15 protein-coding genes and 1 pseudogene are annotated in these 18278 nt (G+C 61.5%); 10 read left to right on the top strand and 6 right to left on the bottom strand.

Translation table 11 applies throughout. The features are described 5' to 3' along the window. Positions 1–93: 93 nt before the first annotated feature. The 5 genes from pdhA to C0Z18_RS07720 all read left to right on the top strand — a co-directional run bounded on the left by pdhA (position 94) and on the right by C0Z18_RS07720 (position 5616). Entirely contained in the window at positions 94–1182 is a 1089-nt protein-coding gene (gene pdhA / locus C0Z18_RS07700) for a pyruvate dehydrogenase (acetyl-transferring) E1 component subunit alpha (protein ID WP_102644790.1), read from the top strand. Continuing rightward, positions 1175–2158, top strand: coding sequence for an alpha-ketoacid dehydrogenase subunit beta (locus tag C0Z18_RS07705; protein ID WP_102644791.1), 984 nt, complete (start codon positions 1175–1177; stop codon positions 2156–2158). Before pdhA ends, C0Z18_RS07705 begins: the two co-directional genes overlap by 8 nt. Beyond that, entirely contained in the window at positions 2155–3276 is a 1122-nt protein-coding gene (locus tag C0Z18_RS07710; RefSeq protein ID WP_102644792.1) for a dihydrolipoamide acetyltransferase family protein, read from the top strand. The genes C0Z18_RS07705 and C0Z18_RS07710 overlap by 4 nt, the downstream gene beginning before the upstream one ends. Before the next feature lie 251 nt (positions 3277–3527). Next, positions 3528–3683 (top strand): DUF3309 family protein, encoded by a 156-nt coding sequence (locus C0Z18_RS07715; protein ID WP_102644793.1) that lies wholly within the window; start codon positions 3528–3530, stop codon positions 3681–3683. A gap of 157 nt (positions 3684–3840) precedes the next feature. Continuing rightward, complete coding sequence (locus C0Z18_RS07720; RefSeq protein ID WP_102644794.1) at positions 3841–5616, top strand: HAD family hydrolase; 1776 nt, start codon at positions 3841–3843, stop codon at positions 5614–5616. A 5-nt stretch (positions 5617–5621) separates the two neighbouring features. Here C0Z18_RS07720 and C0Z18_RS07725 read toward each other — a convergent pair whose 3' ends face one another. After that, complete coding sequence (locus C0Z18_RS07725) at positions 5622–6332, bottom strand: MgtC/SapB family protein (RefSeq protein WP_102644795.1); 711 nt, start codon at positions 6330–6332, stop codon at positions 5622–5624. Between the two features lie 179 nt (positions 6333–6511). Here C0Z18_RS07725 and C0Z18_RS07730 point away from each other — a divergent pair, with 179 nt between their 5' ends. Further along, positions 6512–7069: a DUF4142 domain-containing protein gene (locus tag C0Z18_RS07730; RefSeq protein WP_102644796.1), complete on the top strand. Its 558-nt coding sequence runs from the start codon at positions 6512–6514 to the stop codon at positions 7067–7069. 75 nt (positions 7070–7144) lie between these two features. Here the strand turns inward: C0Z18_RS07730 and C0Z18_RS07735 are convergent, their stop codons facing one another. After that, entirely contained in the window at positions 7145–8446 is a 1302-nt protein-coding gene (locus C0Z18_RS07735; RefSeq protein WP_102644797.1) for a UDP-N-acetylglucosamine 1-carboxyvinyltransferase, read from the bottom strand. 309 nt (positions 8447–8755) lie between these two features. On the opposite strand from C0Z18_RS07735, the gene C0Z18_RS07740 reads away from it, so the two are divergent. Further along, positions 8756–9364 (top strand): IMPACT family protein, encoded by a 609-nt coding sequence (locus C0Z18_RS07740; RefSeq protein WP_102644798.1) that lies wholly within the window; start codon positions 8756–8758, stop codon positions 9362–9364. Positions 9365–10531: 1167 nt separating this feature from the next. Beyond that, positions 10532–11431 (top strand): DUF72 domain-containing protein, encoded by a 900-nt coding sequence (locus tag C0Z18_RS07745; protein WP_102644799.1) that lies wholly within the window; start codon positions 10532–10534, stop codon positions 11429–11431. Positions 11432–11458: 27 nt separating this feature from the next. On the opposite strand, the gene C0Z18_RS07750 is transcribed toward C0Z18_RS07745, so the two are convergent. From C0Z18_RS07750 to C0Z18_RS07760, 3 genes are all read right to left on the bottom strand, one after another. Then, entirely contained in the window at positions 11459–11800 is a 342-nt protein-coding gene (locus C0Z18_RS07750; RefSeq protein WP_102644800.1) for a diguanylate cyclase domain-containing protein, read from the bottom strand. Positions 11801–11805: 5 nt separating this feature from the next. Then, positions 11806–12981, bottom strand: a complete 1176-nt coding sequence (locus tag C0Z18_RS07755) for a GGDEF domain-containing protein (protein ID WP_102644801.1) — start codon at positions 12979–12981, stop codon at positions 11806–11808. Positions 12982–13142: 161 nt separating this feature from the next. Continuing rightward, complete coding sequence (locus tag C0Z18_RS07760; protein ID WP_102644802.1) at positions 13143–13637, bottom strand: Lrp/AsnC family transcriptional regulator; 495 nt, start codon at positions 13635–13637, stop codon at positions 13143–13145. A gap of 171 nt (positions 13638–13808) precedes the next feature. On the opposite strand from C0Z18_RS07760, the gene glmS reads away from it, so the two are divergent. Further along, positions 13809–15638: a glutamine--fructose-6-phosphate transaminase (isomerizing) gene (gene glmS / locus C0Z18_RS07765; RefSeq protein WP_102644803.1), complete on the top strand. Its 1830-nt coding sequence runs from the start codon at positions 13809–13811 to the stop codon at positions 15636–15638. A gap of 657 nt (positions 15639–16295) precedes the next feature. On the opposite strand, the gene C0Z18_RS07770 is transcribed toward glmS, so the two are convergent. Further along, positions 16296–16670: a hypothetical protein gene (locus C0Z18_RS07770; protein ID WP_199189407.1), complete on the bottom strand. Its 375-nt coding sequence runs from the start codon at positions 16668–16670 to the stop codon at positions 16296–16298. 470 nt (positions 16671–17140) lie between these two features. Between C0Z18_RS07770 and C0Z18_RS33760 the strand changes: the two are divergent. Then, a pseudogene (locus tag C0Z18_RS33760) lies at positions 17141–18278 on the top strand (transposase); the annotation flags it as partial.

Below are 18278 nucleotides of genomic sequence, written 5' to 3' on the forward strand. Positions count from 1 at the left end.
GCGACTCGTGCTTGTTTTCGGAGACAAACGTACTAACGTTTGAAGAAGAACGAGACCAGCGTCCCGCCGCGGGCGCTCGTAAGGACATCGATCATGACGACGGTCGCCAGCTTTCATATCGAGTACACCCGGTTTCTCGATGCTGACGGCGTACCGGCGCAGCCCCTGCCCGAATTTGCTCGGAACCCCGCTACACTTCAGACGTTTTACCGCGCGATGGTGCTCACGCGGGCGTTCGACATGAAGGCCGTCGCGCTGCAACGGACCGGTAAACTCGGTACGTTCGCCTCATCGGTCGGACAAGAAGCGATCGGGGTCGGGCTTGCATCGGCCATGCGGCCCGAGGATGCGCTCTTCCCCTCCTATCGCGACCATGCCGCGCAATTGCTGCGCGGCGTCACCATGACCGAAAGCCTGCTCTATTGGGGCGGGGACGAACGCGGCAGTGCGTTCGCCGCGGCACCGCACGATTTTCCGAATTGCGTCCCCATCGCCACGCAAGTCGCTCACGCGGCAGGCGCCGCATACGCCTTTCGTCTGCGGCAAGAACCGCGCGTGGCGGTGGCGATCGTCGGCGACGGCGGCACCTCGAAAGGCGACTTTTACGAGGCGATGAATATGGCCGGGGTGTGGCAAGCGCCGCTCGTCATCGTCATCAACGACAACCAGTGGGCCATTTCGATGCCCCGCGCAGCGCAAACCGCCACGCAAACACTCGCGCAAAAAGCGATCGCAGCCGGCATCGAAGGACGGCAGGTGGACGGCAACGACGTGATCGCCGTGCATGACGCCGCCTGCGTCGCATTAGCCAAAGCACGGCGCGGCGAAGGCCCCACGCTGATCGAAGCCCTGAGCTACCGCCTAGGCGACCACACCACGGCCGACGATGCGACGCGCTATCGAGATCCGGAACTCGTCAACCAAGCGTGGCGGGCCGAGCCGATCGCGCGCCTGCGCAAATATCTCGTCTCGCTGAACGTCTGGGACAAGGCCCGCGAAGACGAACTCAATCGAGACTGCGGGCAGCAGGTCGATGCCGCCGTACAGGCGTACCTCGCCGTCGCGCCGCCCGGTCCCGCCGCGATGTTCGAACATCTGTATGCGTCGCTGCCGCAAGCGTTGAACGATCAATTGGCGAGCGCGCTGCAATGGGCATCGCGCACGGAGCGCGATCATGGCTGAGATGGCGCTCGTGGAAGCCGTCAATCTCGCGCTGGCGCATGCGCTCGAGCACGATCCGTCGGTCGTGCTGCTCGGCGAGGATATCGGCGCGAACGGAGGCGTCTTTCGCGCCACGCTCGGTTTGCAGGCGCGGTTCGGCGCGCAGCGTGTGATCGATGCGCCGCTTGCCGAGGCCGGCATCGCGGGCACCGCGATCGGCATGGCCGCGATGGGATTGCGTCCCGTCGCCGAGATCCAATTCACGGGCTTCATCTACCCGATCATCGATCAAATCCTCAACCATGCCGCGCGTTTGCGTCATCGAACCCGTGGCCGGCTGAGCTGCCCCCTCGTCGTGCGCTCGCCGTGCGGCGCCGGCATCCATGCGCCCGAGCATCATTCGGAAAGCCCCGAGGCGCTCTTCGCCCATATTCCCGGGCTGCGCGTCGTCGTGCCCTCCTCGCCCGCGCGCGCGTATGGTTTGCTGCTCGCCGCGATCGACGATCCGGACCCGGTGATTTTTCTAGAGCCCACGCGCTTGTACCGGCTGTTCAAACAACCGGTCGAGGACAACGGCGAGGCGCTGCCGCTCGATACATGCTTTACCTTGCGCGAAGGCACCGACGTCACGCTGGTTGCCTGGGGCGCGATGCTGCAAGAAGTGCTTAGGGCTGCCGATGAATTGGCCGCGGACGGCATCGCCGCGGAAATCATCGACGTGGCCACCCTCAAACCGCTCGACATCGACACGATCTTGGCGTCGGTCGCCAAGACCGGCCGCTGCGTGATCGTTCACGAGGCCCCGCGCACGTGCGGCCTTGGCGCCGAGATCGCGGCAGCCATCGCCGAGCGCGGACTGTATTCCCTACTCGCGCCGATCGAGCGCGTGACCGGGTATGACATCGTCGTCCCGCTGTTCAGGCTAGAGGCGCAGTACATGCCGAGCGTCGCGCGCATCGTCGGCGCCGTACGAAAAACGCTCGAGGTGTCCACATGAACATCTTCAAGCTGCCCGATCTCGGCGAAGGCCTGCAAGAGGCGGAGATCGTCGAATGGCATGTGAAGACCGGCGATGAAGTAAAAGCCGATCAACCGCTCGTTGCCGTCGAAACGGCCAAGGCGATCGTCGAAATCCCTTCGCCGCAAGCGGGGCGCGTGGCGAAACTCTACGGCGACAAAGGCGACATCGTGCATCTAGGCGCCGCGCTGGTCGGCTTCGAAGGCGAAGGAGGCGCGCCCGATGCGGGCACTGTCGTCGGGCGTATGCAGACCAGCGAGCACGTCGTGCAAGAGGCCGCGCCGAGCTTTGCCGCGCCGACAGGGGCACGCGTCGGCACGACGGCCGTGCGGGCGACGCCGGCCGTGCGAGCACTGGCCCGCACGCTCGACATCGACTTGACGATGATCATGCCGACAGGCCCCGATGGCGTCGTGACGTCGAGCGACGTCGAACGCACGGCAAAACTGTTGGCCGAACTCGGGCCGCCGGAAACGCTGCGCGGCGTACGCCGCGCGATGGCGCAAAACATGGCGCAAGCCCAAAGCGAAGTGGCGGCGGCAACGGTCATCGACGATGCCGATATCGACGCATGGGAGCCCGGCGCCGACGTGACGATCCGTTTGATACGCGCGCTCGTCGCGGGGTGCCGCGCGCAGCCGGGGCTCAACGCGTGGTTCGACGGACGCACCGCGCGCCGCCGCGTGCTCGCGAAGATCGACGTCGGCATCGCGGTGGACTTGCCCGACGGCTTGTTCGTGCCCGTGTTGCGCGACGTCGCGAATCGAGACGCACTCGACTTGCGCGCGGGACTGGACCGGATGCGCGCCGACATGAGGGCACGCAAAATTCCACCCGAGGAAATGCGCGGCAATACGATCACGCTCTCTAACTTCGGCATGATCGCCGGCAAGTACGCGGCGCCCATCGTCGTGCCGCCTACCGTGGCGATCCTCGGCGCGGGGCGCGTGCACGATGCCGTCGTGGCCCACGAAGGCAAGCCCGCCGTGCATGCGGTTTTGCCGCTGAGCTTGACGTTCGATCATCGTGTCGTCACGGGTGGCGAGGCGGCACGCTTTCTGGCCGCCGTCATCACCGACCTGGAACGGTCCGTTTAGCGCCCCTCGTCGTCCCTAGCGCTCCCGTCGCGCCGCTTTCGGCCGGCTTTCTCATGACGAGATAGGCCGGCATACCGTATTGCGTTTGTAATGTCGACGAACCGCCGGCTCCGGCGCCGGCGGGCCGAAACGTCCAACAGCCGCGGCGTACGGGGCGCTGCACGAAATTCGGACCGGGAGGCATATAAGTTGCGGGTCGGATCGCCAGCGGCTAGAGCCGCACCTTATCAACCATGTCAAGCGAGGGCGGTATGTTAGGCACGATCTTGCTCATCATTCTCATCCTGCTTTTGATCGGCGCATTTCCGGCATGGCCGCATAGCCGCAGTTGGGGGTATGCGCCGACAGGCACACTCGGGATCATCGTCATCATCGTCGTGATTCTCGTCGTAATGGGACGTATCTAGGCGAAAGCCCGCGGGGGCGAGGCCAAGCCCGCGTGCTGCGCCGATGCCCCCTTCTTTCGCTCACTCGCTCGCTCATTCGCTCACTCGTTCGGGCACGAGGCATGCATGGCGTTCGCGGTCAATCCAAGTCCCGTCGCCTCGCTTCAAGGAGCATGAGATGCGATTCGTTGCGCTCGCAACCGATTACGACAACACCATTGCCACCGACGGCAGAGTATCCGACGACACCTGGTCCGCCCTCGAGCGGCTGCGTCAGTCGGGCCGTCATCTGATCCTCGTCAGCGGCCGGGAACTCGAGGATCTGCGTTCGATCTGCCCTCGCCTCGATCTCTTCTCGCGCGTCGTCGCGGAGAACGGCGGCGTGCTCTACCGCCCCGACCGGGGCGAGAAACGTCTGCTGGCGCCGGCTCCGCCCCAAGCCTTCGTCGACGCATTGCGCAAGCACGGCATGCACCGCTTCAGCGTCAGCGAGACGCTGGTCGCAACGATGAAACCGAACGAGCAGATCGCGCTCGAAGCCATCCGCGATCTGGGGCTCGACCTGCATGTCGTCTTCAACGGCGACGCCGTCATGATCCTCGCACCGGGCGTCACCAAGGCCACGGGGCTGCGCGCCGCGCTCGATGAACTCGACCTCTCGCCGCTGAACGTGGCGGGCGTCGGCGATGCCGAGAACGATCACCCGCTGCTCGAGGCGTGCGGCTTTTCGGTCGCGGTGGCCAACGCCTTGCCGGCGCTGAAAGCGCACGCCGACTGGGTGACGCCGAGCGAAAGCGGCCGTGGCGTGAGCGAGCTCGCGAACGCGCTCGTCGAAGACGATCTATCGAGCCGCACGGCCGCGCTCGATCGCTGCAAGCTGCTGCTCGGCCACCGGCGGACGCGACGAGGCGATGAAGCCCCCTTCCTACTCGACGCCCACGGCACGATCGCCCTGCTTGCCGGACCGTCCGGCGGCGGAAAGTCCACCGTGACGGCCGCCCTGCTCGAGCGGCTGCGCCATGCCGGCTACCAGGCGTGCATCTTCGATCCGGAAGGCGACTATGGCCACGAAGGCGATCTCGTCGCACTGGGCGACGCGCATACGATGCCGACTTTGGACAGCGCGGTACAACTGCTCGGCAACGCCAAGCAAAGCGTGGCGGTCAATCTGCTGCGCGTACCGTTGATCGAACGGCCGCGCTTCTGCGCCAGCCTGTTGTTGCGGCTCCAGGCGCTCAGAGTGCAAACGGGCCGGCCGCATTGGCTCGTATTCGAAGAAGCGCATCAGCTATTTCCGGCCGATTGGAATCCCGCCGACGAATCGCTTCCGGCGATGCTGGAAACGGCGCTGGCCGTCACCGTCCATCCCGATCAAGTCGCACCCGCGTTGTTGCGTCAGGTCGATACTGCCCTCGTGACGGGCGCCCATCCGGATAAAACGATCGCCGCGTTCGGTGAAGCGCTGGGCTGCCGCCCGCCCGCGCTCGATGGCATCGATAGCCTCGAGCGCGGTCAGTTGCTCGTGTGGCGTCCCAAGGATGCCTCGCGCGCCGACGGCACGAACGCGATCGAAGTCGTGACCGTGGAACCGGGAACGACACAACGCCGCCGCCATCATCGCAAGTACGCGGAAGGTTTGCTGATACCGGAACGCAGTTTCTATTTTCGCGGCCCCGATGGCAGGCTGAATTTACGCGCGCACAACCTTGTGCTGTTTCTCGAAATCGCCGACGGCGTGGACCCCGAAACGTGGCAGTTCCACCTGCGGCGCGGCGACTATTCGCAATGGTTCGGAGAAGTGATCGGCGACGAGGAGTTGGCCAGCGAGGCGCACTCGATCGAGCGAGAGGACGCGCTCGACGCAGCCGGCAGCCGAGCTAAGATTCGCGAGGCCGTGGAGCGCCGCTATACGCAGCCCGACAATCCGTCGTTGCCGCCGCTGCGCCAATCTTGAGCCGCTCAGTCCGTCATCGACCACTGAACGGATCGCGCTCCGCTCGCCAATGCAATCTCTTGCAAGGAAGGCGCGATGCGATGTACGTCGAACTCCTCTTTCCAATGCACGAGATAGCGCGATTCGCAGGTGCCTTCGCGCTCTTGGAAATCGGCGCCGCGCGGGTCGAGCGAACACCCTAATCGTCTGAGTTCCTCGGTCAATCGTTGCGGGCAATCGGAATCGAGCGTGTGTCGCACGGTAAGCCAAGCGACCTTGCGACGCTCGAGCTTATGCTCGACCATTCTCAATCCCCACAACACGGCAAGCCCGACGACGCTGCCGCCGATCCCCAGACGATATTGCCCTCCGCCGAAGCACAGCCCGATCACGGTCACGAACCAGAGCATGGCAGCCGTCGTCACGCCGCTCACCAAACCATCCTTTCGGAACACGGCACCGGCGCCGATGAAGCCCATGCCCGTCAAGATCCCGAGCGGAAGACGCATGAGATCCAGCACGGCGAAACTGTTCGGCTGTTTGCCGGTTAGGGTCAGCAACGTGTTCACTTGCAACATCGCCACGCAGGCGGCGAGACACACGAGGATCGTCGTGCGCAGGCCCGCGGCTTTACCCGACTCGCTTCGATCGAATCCGAAGGCCGCGCCCGCCGCGAACGCACACGCAAGGCGTGTACAGGCGGACACCCAATCGAGCGTAAGCGGCATCGTCTCCATGTTTCGAACAGCATTCGTTGGCACCGATGCAAACCTTGCTAGCAAAGCGTACGCCCGGGCGGCGGAGCCCGCACGGCTCGGTAGGTACGGCGTTTGCAGCACGGCAATGACGGTCGCGCCCGCCCCCGGGCACCGGCGCGCATCGTTTCTTATAAACGCCGTGCTTTTAAGGAGCCTCAATGAAGCGAACCGCTCTAGCCTTGACCTGCTGCGTCTTGCTGCTCCCCTTCGGCATTGTCGAAGCGCAAGCCGCCGGCGCATCGCAATCCGAAGCCGCATCCACGACCGCCGCCAATCCGCTGCCGCAACCCGACCGCGACTTCGTGCAGGCTGCATCGATGTCCTCGTCCACCGAGATCGACGCCGCGAAGTTGGCTCAAAAGAACTCGAACGATAAGGACGTCAAGTCGTTCGCGCATCACATGATGCTCGACCATACGAAGCTGACGGTGGAATTGAAGGCGGCCACCCCGCATGGCGTCGAGGCGCCGAAGGACAACTCCGACACCAGCGTGCTCGATGAATTGAAGCCGTTGAAGGGCAAGGAATTCGACGACGCCTATATCGCGAAGATCGGGCTCAAGGGCCACGAAGATGCGGTCGCCGCCTTTAAGAAGGAGATATCCGACGGGCAAAACGCAGACCTGAAGAAACTGGCACAAAAGGGCCTGCCCACCATCGAGCACCACTATCAGCTTGCGCAGCAACTCGCCAAGAAAAAGGGCGTACAGCCGTAAGCGCCTAGCCAGCGGCCTGGGTCACCCTAGCGTCGCGAAGCCTGTGCGGTGGCGCAGGCTTCGCCGCTGCTTCGTTCAGTCGCCCGTCGTCCATTCGACGTTGGCGCCGACAGAACGCAAATTCTCGACGAAACGCGGATGCGCGCGCCGGATCGGCAAAGCGTTCGTGATCACCGAACGCCCTTCGATACTCGCGGCCACCATCAACAGGGCAATGGCGACGCGGATGATATAGGGGCTTTCGACCTTTGCAGGACTCAACGGAATCCCGCCGAACGTGATGAGCCGGTGCGGATCGGACAAAAAGACATGTGCGCCGAACTTCGAGAGTTCGACCGACCAGCCCATCGCGCCGTCGTACACCTTGTTCCAAAACATCGCGCTGCCTTCGGCGCGCACGCCTAGCGCGATGAAGATAGGCAACAAATCGACGGGCAGATAGGGCCACGGCGCCGCTTCCACCTTCGTGAGGATATTCGGCGTAAACGGACGGCGCACTCGCAGCGGACCGTCTCGTCGCGCGCGCGACCAACCGTCCCGGTGCTCGAGGTCGACGCCGAACTTCGCAAACGTACGATCGATCAGCGGAAATTGCTCGGGCGCGCCGTTCTTGACGACGATATCGCCGCCCGTGATCGCGCCGAGGGCGAGGAACGTCGCGATCTCATGAAAATCCTCGCTGAACCGAAACTCGCCGCCACCGAGCCGATGACCGCCTTCCACGATGAGACGCGACGTACCGATACCTTCGACGGGTACGCCAAGCATCGCGATGAACCGGCAAAACTCTTGAACGTGCGGTTCCGAAGCGGCATTGACGAGCGTCGACGTGCCGGACGCGCTGGCCGCGCAAAGCACGAAGTTTTCGGTGGTGGTGACCGATGCGTAGTCGAGCCAGTGGTCGTTCGCGGCCATTCGCGTGCGGGCGCGCACGATCAGCGAATCGGGCGTGCGCTCGACGGTCGCGCCGAAACGCTCGAACACTTCGACGTGCGGATCGATCTCGCGCACGCCGAGCGTGCAACCCTTCACGTCGTTCTCCAACCGCGCCACGCCGAACCGCGCGAGCAGCGGCGGCACGAGCATGATCGACGAGCGCATTTCCTCGGGGAGCCGGTGCTTGGCCGGATCGAACGTGGTGGCGTGATGATGCAGATCGAGCACGCCCGTTGCGAAATCCATCGAGACATCGCTGCCTAGCGCGCGAAAGATATCGAGGATTTTTTTGACGTCGGTGATGTCGGGCACGCCGATCAGCCGCAGCGGCTGGTCGGTCAGCAAGGTGGCGCAAAGAATCGGCAGAACGGCGTTCTTATTGGCGGACGGCGTGATCTCTCCGCGAAGCGGGAGGCCGCCATGGACGATCAGATCGGACATATTCGGGGGCAAGACGAATGAAAGGGGCGTGGCTTAAGAAACGCAGGCGCATATCATGCCATCGTCCGGCGGGTAGCGGAGGGAATATTGCAGCGCGTATCCGCAATTGCCAATTTCACTTCCGGCGTTCGATAATCGCGCAGCTCGCCAAGGTGCGATTGCCCTCGGCGCCGGCGGTCGGCGCGGTCGGCGCGCTCGCCGTGCCGCAAATGCGATCCCGGGTGCGCAAGGCTTTTGTGTCAAGCACTTACATAGTCTGTGACCAGGTTATTCACAGCTTTGCCAACATAAACTGGGGATAAGTTCGTTTTGCCCACCTTCACCCTTGCCGGCCCCGTCACGGCCGAGCTCGAGATCCGCAAGAGCCGCTTCATCGCCCATGCGATTCCCGTCGCCGATCGCGATGCCGCCATGCAAGCGTTGCGGCTATTGCGCGAGGCGCATCCCAGCGCGACCCATGTTTGCTGGGCGCTGCTCGCCGGCGGCCAATCGGGCATGTCCGACGACGGTGAACCCTCCGGCACGGCGGGTCGCCCTATCCTCGAAGTACTGCGCCATCATGATCTCGACGGGGTGTTGGCCGCTGTCGTCCGTTATTACGGCGGTGTAAAGCTGGGCGCCGGCGGCCTCGTGCGCGCCTATACCGACGCGATCGCTACCGCGCTTGCGCAGGCGCAGCGCGTGGAACGAATCGCTCAGGCGCAGCTTATGGTGGAAATCGACTACTCCGACGAAGCGCGCATACGCCGATGGATGGAGCAAGAAGGCGTTGAACTGATCGACAGCGTCTATGGGTTTGCGGTGCGGCTCGTGCTGCGTATGCCCGCTACGATGTGCGACGCCGCGCGCGCGGCCTTGCGCGATTTGACGCAAGGGCGCGTGCGCTTTCCCGAGCCCGAAGACGGCGCCGATCATTAGCGCGGGTTCCGCAGCCGCGGGTCAGCAACGGCTCTTGGGCCGGTTCCGGTCCACCCAATTCGCCTCGGCTCTTTCATTTCGATTACGCGTGTTCGCTTCTTGCCGCTGACCGAACGTTCAGCATGGCGCATGGCCCGGACTCCCGCGTGGGCTTTGGCTCGCGCCGATCCCATGAATTGAACGTGAAAACGCGCTCCTTTCATCCAATTGCTTTGTCCCCGGCGGGTCTACACTGCTTTCCATGGAACGAGACATCAGTTCCATCCACGGAGCCCTCGCGAAGCGACGTGGTGCTAGAAAGTGAAGTAGTAGCTGTATAGCAGTGGCAGGAATTCCTCTCAGCTCTCAGGGTGATCGCTGATAGGTTCCAAACCGGGGTTCGGGCAGTGCGTTGTCGCAGGTGGTAGTACCTAGCAGTTCGAAGTACCCAGCAGTTCGAAGTACCCAGCAGTTCGAAGTACCTGGCGGTTCGAAGCACCTGGCAGTTCGAAGTACCTGGCAGTTCGAAGTACCTGGCAGTTCGAAGCACCTGGCAGTTCGAAGCACCTAGCAGTTCGAAGCACCTAGCAGTTCGAAGCACCTAGCAGTTCGAAGCACCTGGCAGTTCGAAGCACCTGGCAGTTCGAAGCACCTGGCAGTTCGAAGCACCTGGCAGTTCGAAGCACCTGGCAGTTCGAAGCACCTGGCAGTTCGAAGCACCTAGCAGTTCGAAGCACCTAGCAGTTCGAAGCACCTCGCAGTTCGAAGCACCTCGCAGTTCGAAGTACCTAGCAGTTCGAAGCACCTAGCAGTTCGAAGTACCTAGCAGTTCGAAGTACCTAGCAGTTCGAAGCACCTAGCAGTCTCGAGTACCTGATGGAAAGTCCCGTAGTTGCAGCACGGCAGTATGCATTACCGTAGTACCGCAGCACCAGCAGCACTTCACCTCGGAATAGCAGCACCTAGCAGTTGCAGCACCCCTGGCAGTAGAAGCACCCCTAGCAGTAGATTCACCTCACCTCGAAGTTGCAGTAGACGGGCCCTGCCTCTTCCCTGGGTAGGGCCCTGCCGCTTTCAGCGCCCACGAACGAGCGGCCTAGGGTATCCCCTGCTTCCGAATGCGATCCGCCGGTGATTCGATGAGCGATCATCGGACTAGCGCTGCCGACGAGCGGTCGGCCACCGGCAATGACGACAATCCTTTGCGGCACCGCCGGATGGGCGGACAAATCCCTCATCGCTTGCAAACGGTTTTATCCTCGCGGCTGCTCGACCGCCCAGGCGCGGCTCGCGTATTACGCATCGATCTTTCCACTCGTGGAAGTCGATTCGAGCTATTACGCCCTACCTTCCCGGACGAATTCAGAACTTTGGGCCGAACGCACGCCCGAGAATTTCGTTTTTAACCTAAAAGCCTTTCGCTTACTGACCGGACATCAAACCGGACGAGAAGCCCTGCCTCCGGACATTGCGATACACATCCCGGAGACCTCGAAAAAGAACCTTTACTACCGTGATTTCCCGCCGGAAATAATCGACGAAGTTTGGCGCCGCTTTTTCGACGCATTCGGTCCCTTGGATCGAGCGGGAAAACTCGGCGCCGTGCTATTCCAGTTTCCGCCTTGGCTAACGAGTTCGCCGCAAGGCCGCGCACATGTTCAAGCCTGCGTCGAGCGCATGTCCGGTCATACGATGGCCATCGAGTTTCGCAATCCCTCTTGGCTCGACGACAAACATAAGTCTTGGACACTCGGCTTCGAACGCGAGAACGGCATCACGCACGTAGTCATGGACGCTCCGCCGGACGTGACAACGCGCGCTCAAACCGTTTGGGAAGCGACGAACGAGAACCTGGCCATCGTCCGCTTGCACGGCCGTAACGCGCAGACGTGGAATGCCACCGGCGCATCGGCATCCGGCCGCTTCAATTACGACTACACCGACGACGAATTGCTCGAACTCAGTATTCCGATCCGAACGCTGGCTCGGCAAGTAACGACGACTCACGTCATCTTCAATAATTGTTTCGAAGACCAAGGACAGCGCAATGGGCAGTCGATGATGAAGCTACTCCAGGCGCAGCCTTGACTCCAGCTTCCGGCACTACGGCATCCCTCACTTCGAGGCTCTGACGTCGAATGATTTTTCGTTGGCCGTCACCGGCCCGAACTGAAATAACGAGCGATTGCGTTTCGCTGCATACATCGCCGCATCGGCGACGTCGATCAAGTCTCCGATATGAGCGACTCGGTCGGGATAAGTCGCTATGCCGATACTCAGACCGATTTGAAACCGCCCCGTGTACTCCGCTTGCGCGACGGCGCCCACTTGATCGATCAGACGATGAGCAAGGACCTGAACAACCGCGCGTGCAAGGCTTTCTCCGGGAAGCGAAACGTATGATTTGACGAGTTCAATGATAGTTGAGCCCAGCGGCCAAACCGGGCCGATGGGCATGTTCGTCAGCCGGGTTGCGCGAGTTGCTCGTCCGATTCGCCGTGCGACGAGGCCATGACGACGCAATCTCGACCCAGCGCCTTTGCGGTGTACAGCGCCGCGTCGGCACGCGCCAACACGCGAGCAAGCTTCTCGCCCGGCCCGAATTCGTCGACGCCGGCACTGAAGGTGTAAGGCGTTTGCCCGCACGGGCGCGCCGCGATCGCCATACGCAGGCCGTTAGTGAGTTGCAAAGCCTCGGCCTCGCGCGTCGCGGGAAAGAGAATCGCGAATTCCTCGCCCCCCAGACGGCCGAAAAGATCGCCGGGGCGAAGCGTTTGCAAAACGGTGGAAGCGAAATGCTCGAGCGCGCAATCGCCGGCCGCATGACCATAGTGGTCGTTGACCGCCTTGAAGTTGTCGAGATCCAGTATGGCGAGCGCCACGGGGGCCCCGTGTGCTTGCGCCGTCGTGACGGCTGCCGCGGCGCGTTCCATGAATGCGCGCCGTATGAGGGCACCCGTCAATTCATCCACCGTCGCGAGCCGCTCCATGCGTTCGGCCAGCCGATCGTGCGCGAGCATGACCATCCCTATCGACATGAACGGAAAGCTCAGAATACCGAGCCCAAGAAAGGCAATGTTGAGCGGAGAGGGATCGAGAAATGCAGCCTGATGATCGAATCCGAGGCCGTATGCCGCCGAACGCGCGATATGAAGCGCCGTACCGACGAACGAAGCAATCGCGAGGAAGTAATAGCTGTATGCCGGACGTTGGCGGGGGCGATGCCGGAGTACCGTCCACCCCACCGCACCGCGCACGTACGCGAAATAGCCCGAACTCACGGCGACGCTCGCGTCGAGGTTGGGCTTGACGTAACTAAAGTAGAGCAGCACGGCGTAGACGCCGATCACCGCCGCGTATTCGGAGACCATCGCCTTCGGTCTACCGAAAAACTCGCGCGCGCCTTGCAGGATGGCGAAACTCGCCACTAAGAACAGTCCATGCGAGAAAGCCACGCCGAGCCAAGGCGACACACGGCTACTTGCGAGGATCAACACGATCCCGACGGAAAAAATCCCGTAGGCCGTGCACCAGCGCGCTACTCCGCGCACATCGGCGCGCAGCAGCGAACCGAGCACCGCGGCGCTCATCACGCAGGACATGAGCGCGATGCTAAGAAGCGCGACAGTGCTGGGCATGATTCAGATGAGTTCGTATTCTTTAGATTAACATCGGGGCGAGGTAGCCCCGTGGGCACTATGCGCCCCCCGTATGCACAATATCGTATCGCACTCCCTGGTCTGACTAAACGATGTGTTGCAAAGCAACACCTATATCGAACATTGGGCGCCGCATGCGTTTATCGAGCCTTCGCGCCGACAGCGGTCCCAATGGGCGCGCCGGCTTCGAATTTCGCTCTACGCATCGAGAAAAAAGTACGAACATTGCGGACGTTGGACGATTGCGTAAATAAGCGGCGAGCGAATTCATCGTACGAGCGCATGTCCGGTAATTCGACGATCACCACGAAGTCCGGCCCCGGCGAGACGCGATAGCACTGGGTGACTGCGGGTTCGGCGCAGATATACGATTCGAAGGCGTCGTAATCCTCGGCGGCCTGACGATCGAGACTGACTTCAATGAGAGCCGTCACCATCGATGCAATCCTCGAAAGATCGAGCACCGCGATCTCCCGCTCGATGAGTCCCGCCTCTTTCAACTTACGAACTCGGCGCAGGCAAGTGGGCGCGGATGCGAGCGCTTTTTGAGCTAGATCAATGTTCGAGAGCGAAGAATCTGCTTGGACAATCGCAAGGATTCGCAGATCGAGTTCGTCCAGTTCAAGGTCATTCACGGCGACTCCTATCGCGAGGCGAGATGGCGCGAAGTGAAATTTAATTTCACCGTGAATTGTAGCTCATGGATAGTTTCATCTCGGCGCTATTTTTGAAATTAAATTTCAATCGCACGCCGTTACGATCGCTCCACTGACCTGCGAGCCGGGTCGCCCAACGGAGAGAGCGAAATGTGTGGAATCGTCGGCGCGGTTGCCCAGCGCAACGTCTTGCCTACTTTGGTCGACGGATTGAAGCGGCTCGAGTATCGCGGCTATGACTCGTGCGGGGTAGTCGCCTATCAAGCGCGCAAGCTCGTGCGGGCACGCAGTGTCGCGCGTGTCGCCGCGCTGCAAGCCGACGTGGCATCGCTCGGTTTATCCGGCTTTACCGGAATCGCCCATACGCGTTGGGCGACGCACGGCGCCCCGGTCACGACGAATGCCCACCCTCATTTTTCGCCAAGCGATGACGACGCCCGCATCGCGCTTTCACATAACGGCATCATCGAGAATTGCGACGCCTTGCGGGCCGAACTCGAACAGCACGGTTATGTATTCGCGAGCCAAACCGATAGCGAAACGATTGTCCATTTGATCGACCATCTCTATGACGGCGATCTCTTCGAGGCGGTCAAGCGCGCGGCGTCTCGGCTGCGCGGCAGCTATGCGATCGCCGTCATGTGTCGCGACGAGCCGCATCGAATCGTCGGCGCGCGCGAGGGCATGCCACTCGTCGTGGGATTGGGCGAAGGAGAAAACTTTCTGGCCTCGGACGCCATTGCCTTGTCGAACGAGACCGATCAGATCGTCTATCTAGAAGACGGCGACGTCGTCGATATTCAATTGCATCGATATTGGGTGGTCGATCGAGAAGGACGGCGGGCCGAGCGCGCCGCGCAAACCGTTGCAGCGCACAGCGGCGCCGCGGACTTGGGCGGCTATCGCTATTACATGCAAAAGGAAATTTTCGAACAGCCGCGCGCGGTGGCCGATACGTTACTCGACGTCAACGCCGTCATGCCGGAGCTTTTCGGCGATAAGGCTTGGCGCGTATTCAATGGAATCGATTCGGTCTTGCTGCTCGCATGTGGCGGCAGCTATCACGCAGCACTGACCGCGAAGTATTGGATAGAGAGCTTGGCCGGTCTGCCCACGGCCGTCGAAATCGCGAGTGAGTTTCGCTATCGCGACGGCGTGGCCAATCCGAATACGCTCGTCGTCGCGGTGTCGCAAAGCGGAGAAACAGCGGATGTGCTGGGTGCGGTGCACGTGGCCAAACGAGCCGGCATGATCCATACGCTCGCGATTTGCAACGTGCCCACGAGCGCGCTCGTGCGCGAATGCGCATTGAATTTCATCACGCGGGCGGGCATCGAGATCGGCGTGGCATCGACCAAGGCTTTTACGACGCAATTGGTGGCGTTGTTCTTGTTGGCGTTGACGTTGGCACAACTTCGCGGGCGCTTGACGGACGAAGAGGAGCGACAGCATTTGCATGCGTTGCGGCATCTGCCCGATGCGATGGCTAAGGTGCTGGCGCTGGAGCCGCAAATCATGGCTTGGTCGGAAACGCTCACGCGAAAAGAGAACATTTTGTTCCTTGGCCGCGGCATGCACTATCCGATTGCGCTCGAAGGCGCGCTGAAGATGAAGGAGATTTCGTATATCCACGCCGAGGCCTACCCGGCCGGTGAACTCAAACATGGGCCGCTCGCGCTCGTCAGCGACGAAATGCCCGTCGTGGCGGTTGCGCCGAATGACCGGCTCCTCGAGAAGTTGCGGTCGAACATGCATGAAGTCAGCGCGCGCAACGGACGATTGTTCGTGTTCGCCGACGTGGACTGCGGCTTGTCGTCCGGGCCGGGGTTGAATGTCATTCGGCTCAACGAGTACTACGGTCCGCTATCGCCGATCTTGCATACGATCCCTATGCAGTTGCTTGCGTTTCACGCTGCGTTGGCTAGAGGAACGGATATCGATAAGCCGCGGAATCTGGCGAAATCGGTGACGGTGGAGTGAGGGGTGGGGGCAGACCAATTGCTCCCCGCGCATCACTTGACGGTAGTCGAGGCAAAAGGCCCGGGCCGCCAGATGCTCACGGTAAGACCTAAAGCCACAGTCGATAGAATGAAGGCTCCCAGAGCCACCGGCCACACCATCGGGGGTTGTTCCCAACGCGTTACGATTGCGGTTTCCGGCGATGATTTCACCAAGCGGACTTGCAGTACGAGCTTCAACAACGCGTCCCGATTGTAGCGGCCATCCTTATCTCGAATGAGTCGTTGGTACGTCTGCCCTTCGTACGAGTATCCGACGAGGGGGCTTAGATTCCCGTTTGAACCCGGCTCCAGCCGCAGGACATGCCCTTCGACAACGATCGAGTTATTTTCGAACGCTTTTGATGTCCGATATACGTTCACCGCTCCATAGGTCCACCCCGCCGCGATGAGGCATGTGACGACAGCCCTGAAGCAACGCGCCCCTATCGAATCCGGTCTTTCGTTCCACACAGTTCACCCCGAAGTTCGCGCCGCGCCCGTGCTCATTGTCGTCGCGGATGTCGGAACGTGTAAACGCGCATCTAAAGAAGAGCTTTAAAAGGGCCCGCGCGCGCTCACAAACCAACGCGGGTGAACAGCCGGTCCTACCTCAAGAAAGATTCGCCCTTCCTTCGAATTACTTTTCCTGCCAGGTTCCGCCAAGCATCGCATTCAACGCGTCTCTTACCGGCACCTCGAACGCACCTGCTTGACCAGCCTGATAGGCCGCCTTCCAGGTGACGTACCCCTCCCGGAAGTCCGGAACAGAAGCGGCAGTACGGAGCAGATGTGTGACGCTGCGTTGTACCGCAAGTTCTTTGAAAGGGAGATGGGGAATGCTGGTGATAGCTCCGCCTTTTAACGGGTTCACCATGTGAATGCCATCAACGCGGACGTGAACGACCGTCCCCAGATCTGGATACTTTTCGATTCGCAAAATCGTTAATACCGAATCAGACTCCCCGGGACGCGTCTCGTACGCCCAAACTTGGCCAGCGCGCAACTTCATCAACTGAGCCCCACTCGCGTCAGCGGCGTAAGCCCATGTACTGGCTACCGCCACCAGTAGTTCTATCCCTAAAACCAAACAGCAGACTACGTTCCTCGTTAAATCGTCCCGATGATTGTTGGCAAGAACCGGTCAGCGCGTGCCTTACGAAATGACGTTCCCGTCGGGGCCATAGAGTTCGCCGTCGTCTCCTTGCACGCGAGCGCCAAGTTTATCGGCTATTTCCCACATCTTGCCCAGTATCTCAGCGTCGGGGTTTTTGACGACAACGTCGCCACCTCGAAAATCAAACCATGCCATGTTACCGTTGGCAGCGTGACCTGAGTAGGCCGTCCATACAGCTAGTCCTTCGCTTTCGACTCGAAGAACGGCGCCGCTTCGTACCTTAGCCTCGGCATATCCCCCCGGCGTCAGACTAGTTGTCGTGTCGTTTGAATCTTAGACGAGGTCCGGGGGCGGTAGAATCGGCATGAATGAAAGCCTACTCAGCAGAACGAAAAGAAGCCCTGGTGCGTCGTATGATGCCGCCGGAAAATGTGCCGGTATCCGCGCTAGCGCGAGAGACGGGAATCACGGAACAAACGTTGTACGTGTGGCGCCGCGAGGCGAAAGGAAAGGGATTGGCCGTGCCGGGCGACGGGAAGAATGCCGAAGGATGGTCTTCGGAAGACAAGTTTGCCGTTGTATTGGAAACTGCCCCGCTGAACGCGGCGGAGCTGGCCGAGTATTGCCGGCGCAAGGGCCTGTATCCCGAGCAGATCGCCGCATGGCGGGCCTCGTGTGTGGCCGCCAACGCCAATGCTGCCGAGCAGGCGCGCGAGCAACGTCAGCAGTCCAAAGAAGACAAGCAGCGCATCAAGCAACTCGAGAAGGAGTTGCATCGCAAAGAGAAGGCACTGGCCGAAGCGGCGGCGCTGCTTGTACTGCGAAAAAAAGCCCAGGCGATCTGGGGGGAACAAGAGGACGACTGATCAACGTCCCTGATCGCCTGTTATGCATATCGTTGATCCGCGAGGCGGTGGGCTCGGGCTGCCGCCTGCACAGGGCGTGCGCAGAGCTTGGCTTGTGCGCACGAACGTTCCAGCGCTGGGTTCGTGACGGCGACGCCGCACGCGCCGATGGGCGCAGTACGGCCATTCGGCCGCAGCCACGTAACAAACTGAGCGAGGCCGAACGGCAGCAGATTCTCGAGGTGGCCAATAGCGCCGAATTCGCGAGCTTGCCGCCGAGTCAGATCGTGCCGAGCTTGGCAGACCGCGGCGTGTACCTCGCGTCGGAATCGAGCTTTTACCGCGTATTGCGCGACGCTTCACAACAGCACCGCCGAGGTCGCGCGCGCCAACCTTCTCGGCATGTGGTGACCAGTCATTGTGCGACGGCGCCAAATCAGCTCTGGTCGTGGGACATCACCTGGATGCCGGCGGCGATCAAGGGCAAGTATTACTACTGGTACATGGTGCTGGATGTGTTCAGCCGCAAGATCGTCGGGCACGAAGTGCAGGAGGCGGAATCGGCCGAGCTAGCCGCGTTGCTCATGCGGCGTACAAGCTTGGCTGAGGGCTTGGCGGGGCGACCGCTGGTGCTGCATTCAGACAACGGCAGCGCGATGAA

The organism is Trinickia dabaoshanensis (assembly GCF_002879885.1).
Lineage (GTDB): Bacteria > Pseudomonadota > Gammaproteobacteria > Burkholderiales > Burkholderiaceae > Trinickia > Trinickia dabaoshanensis.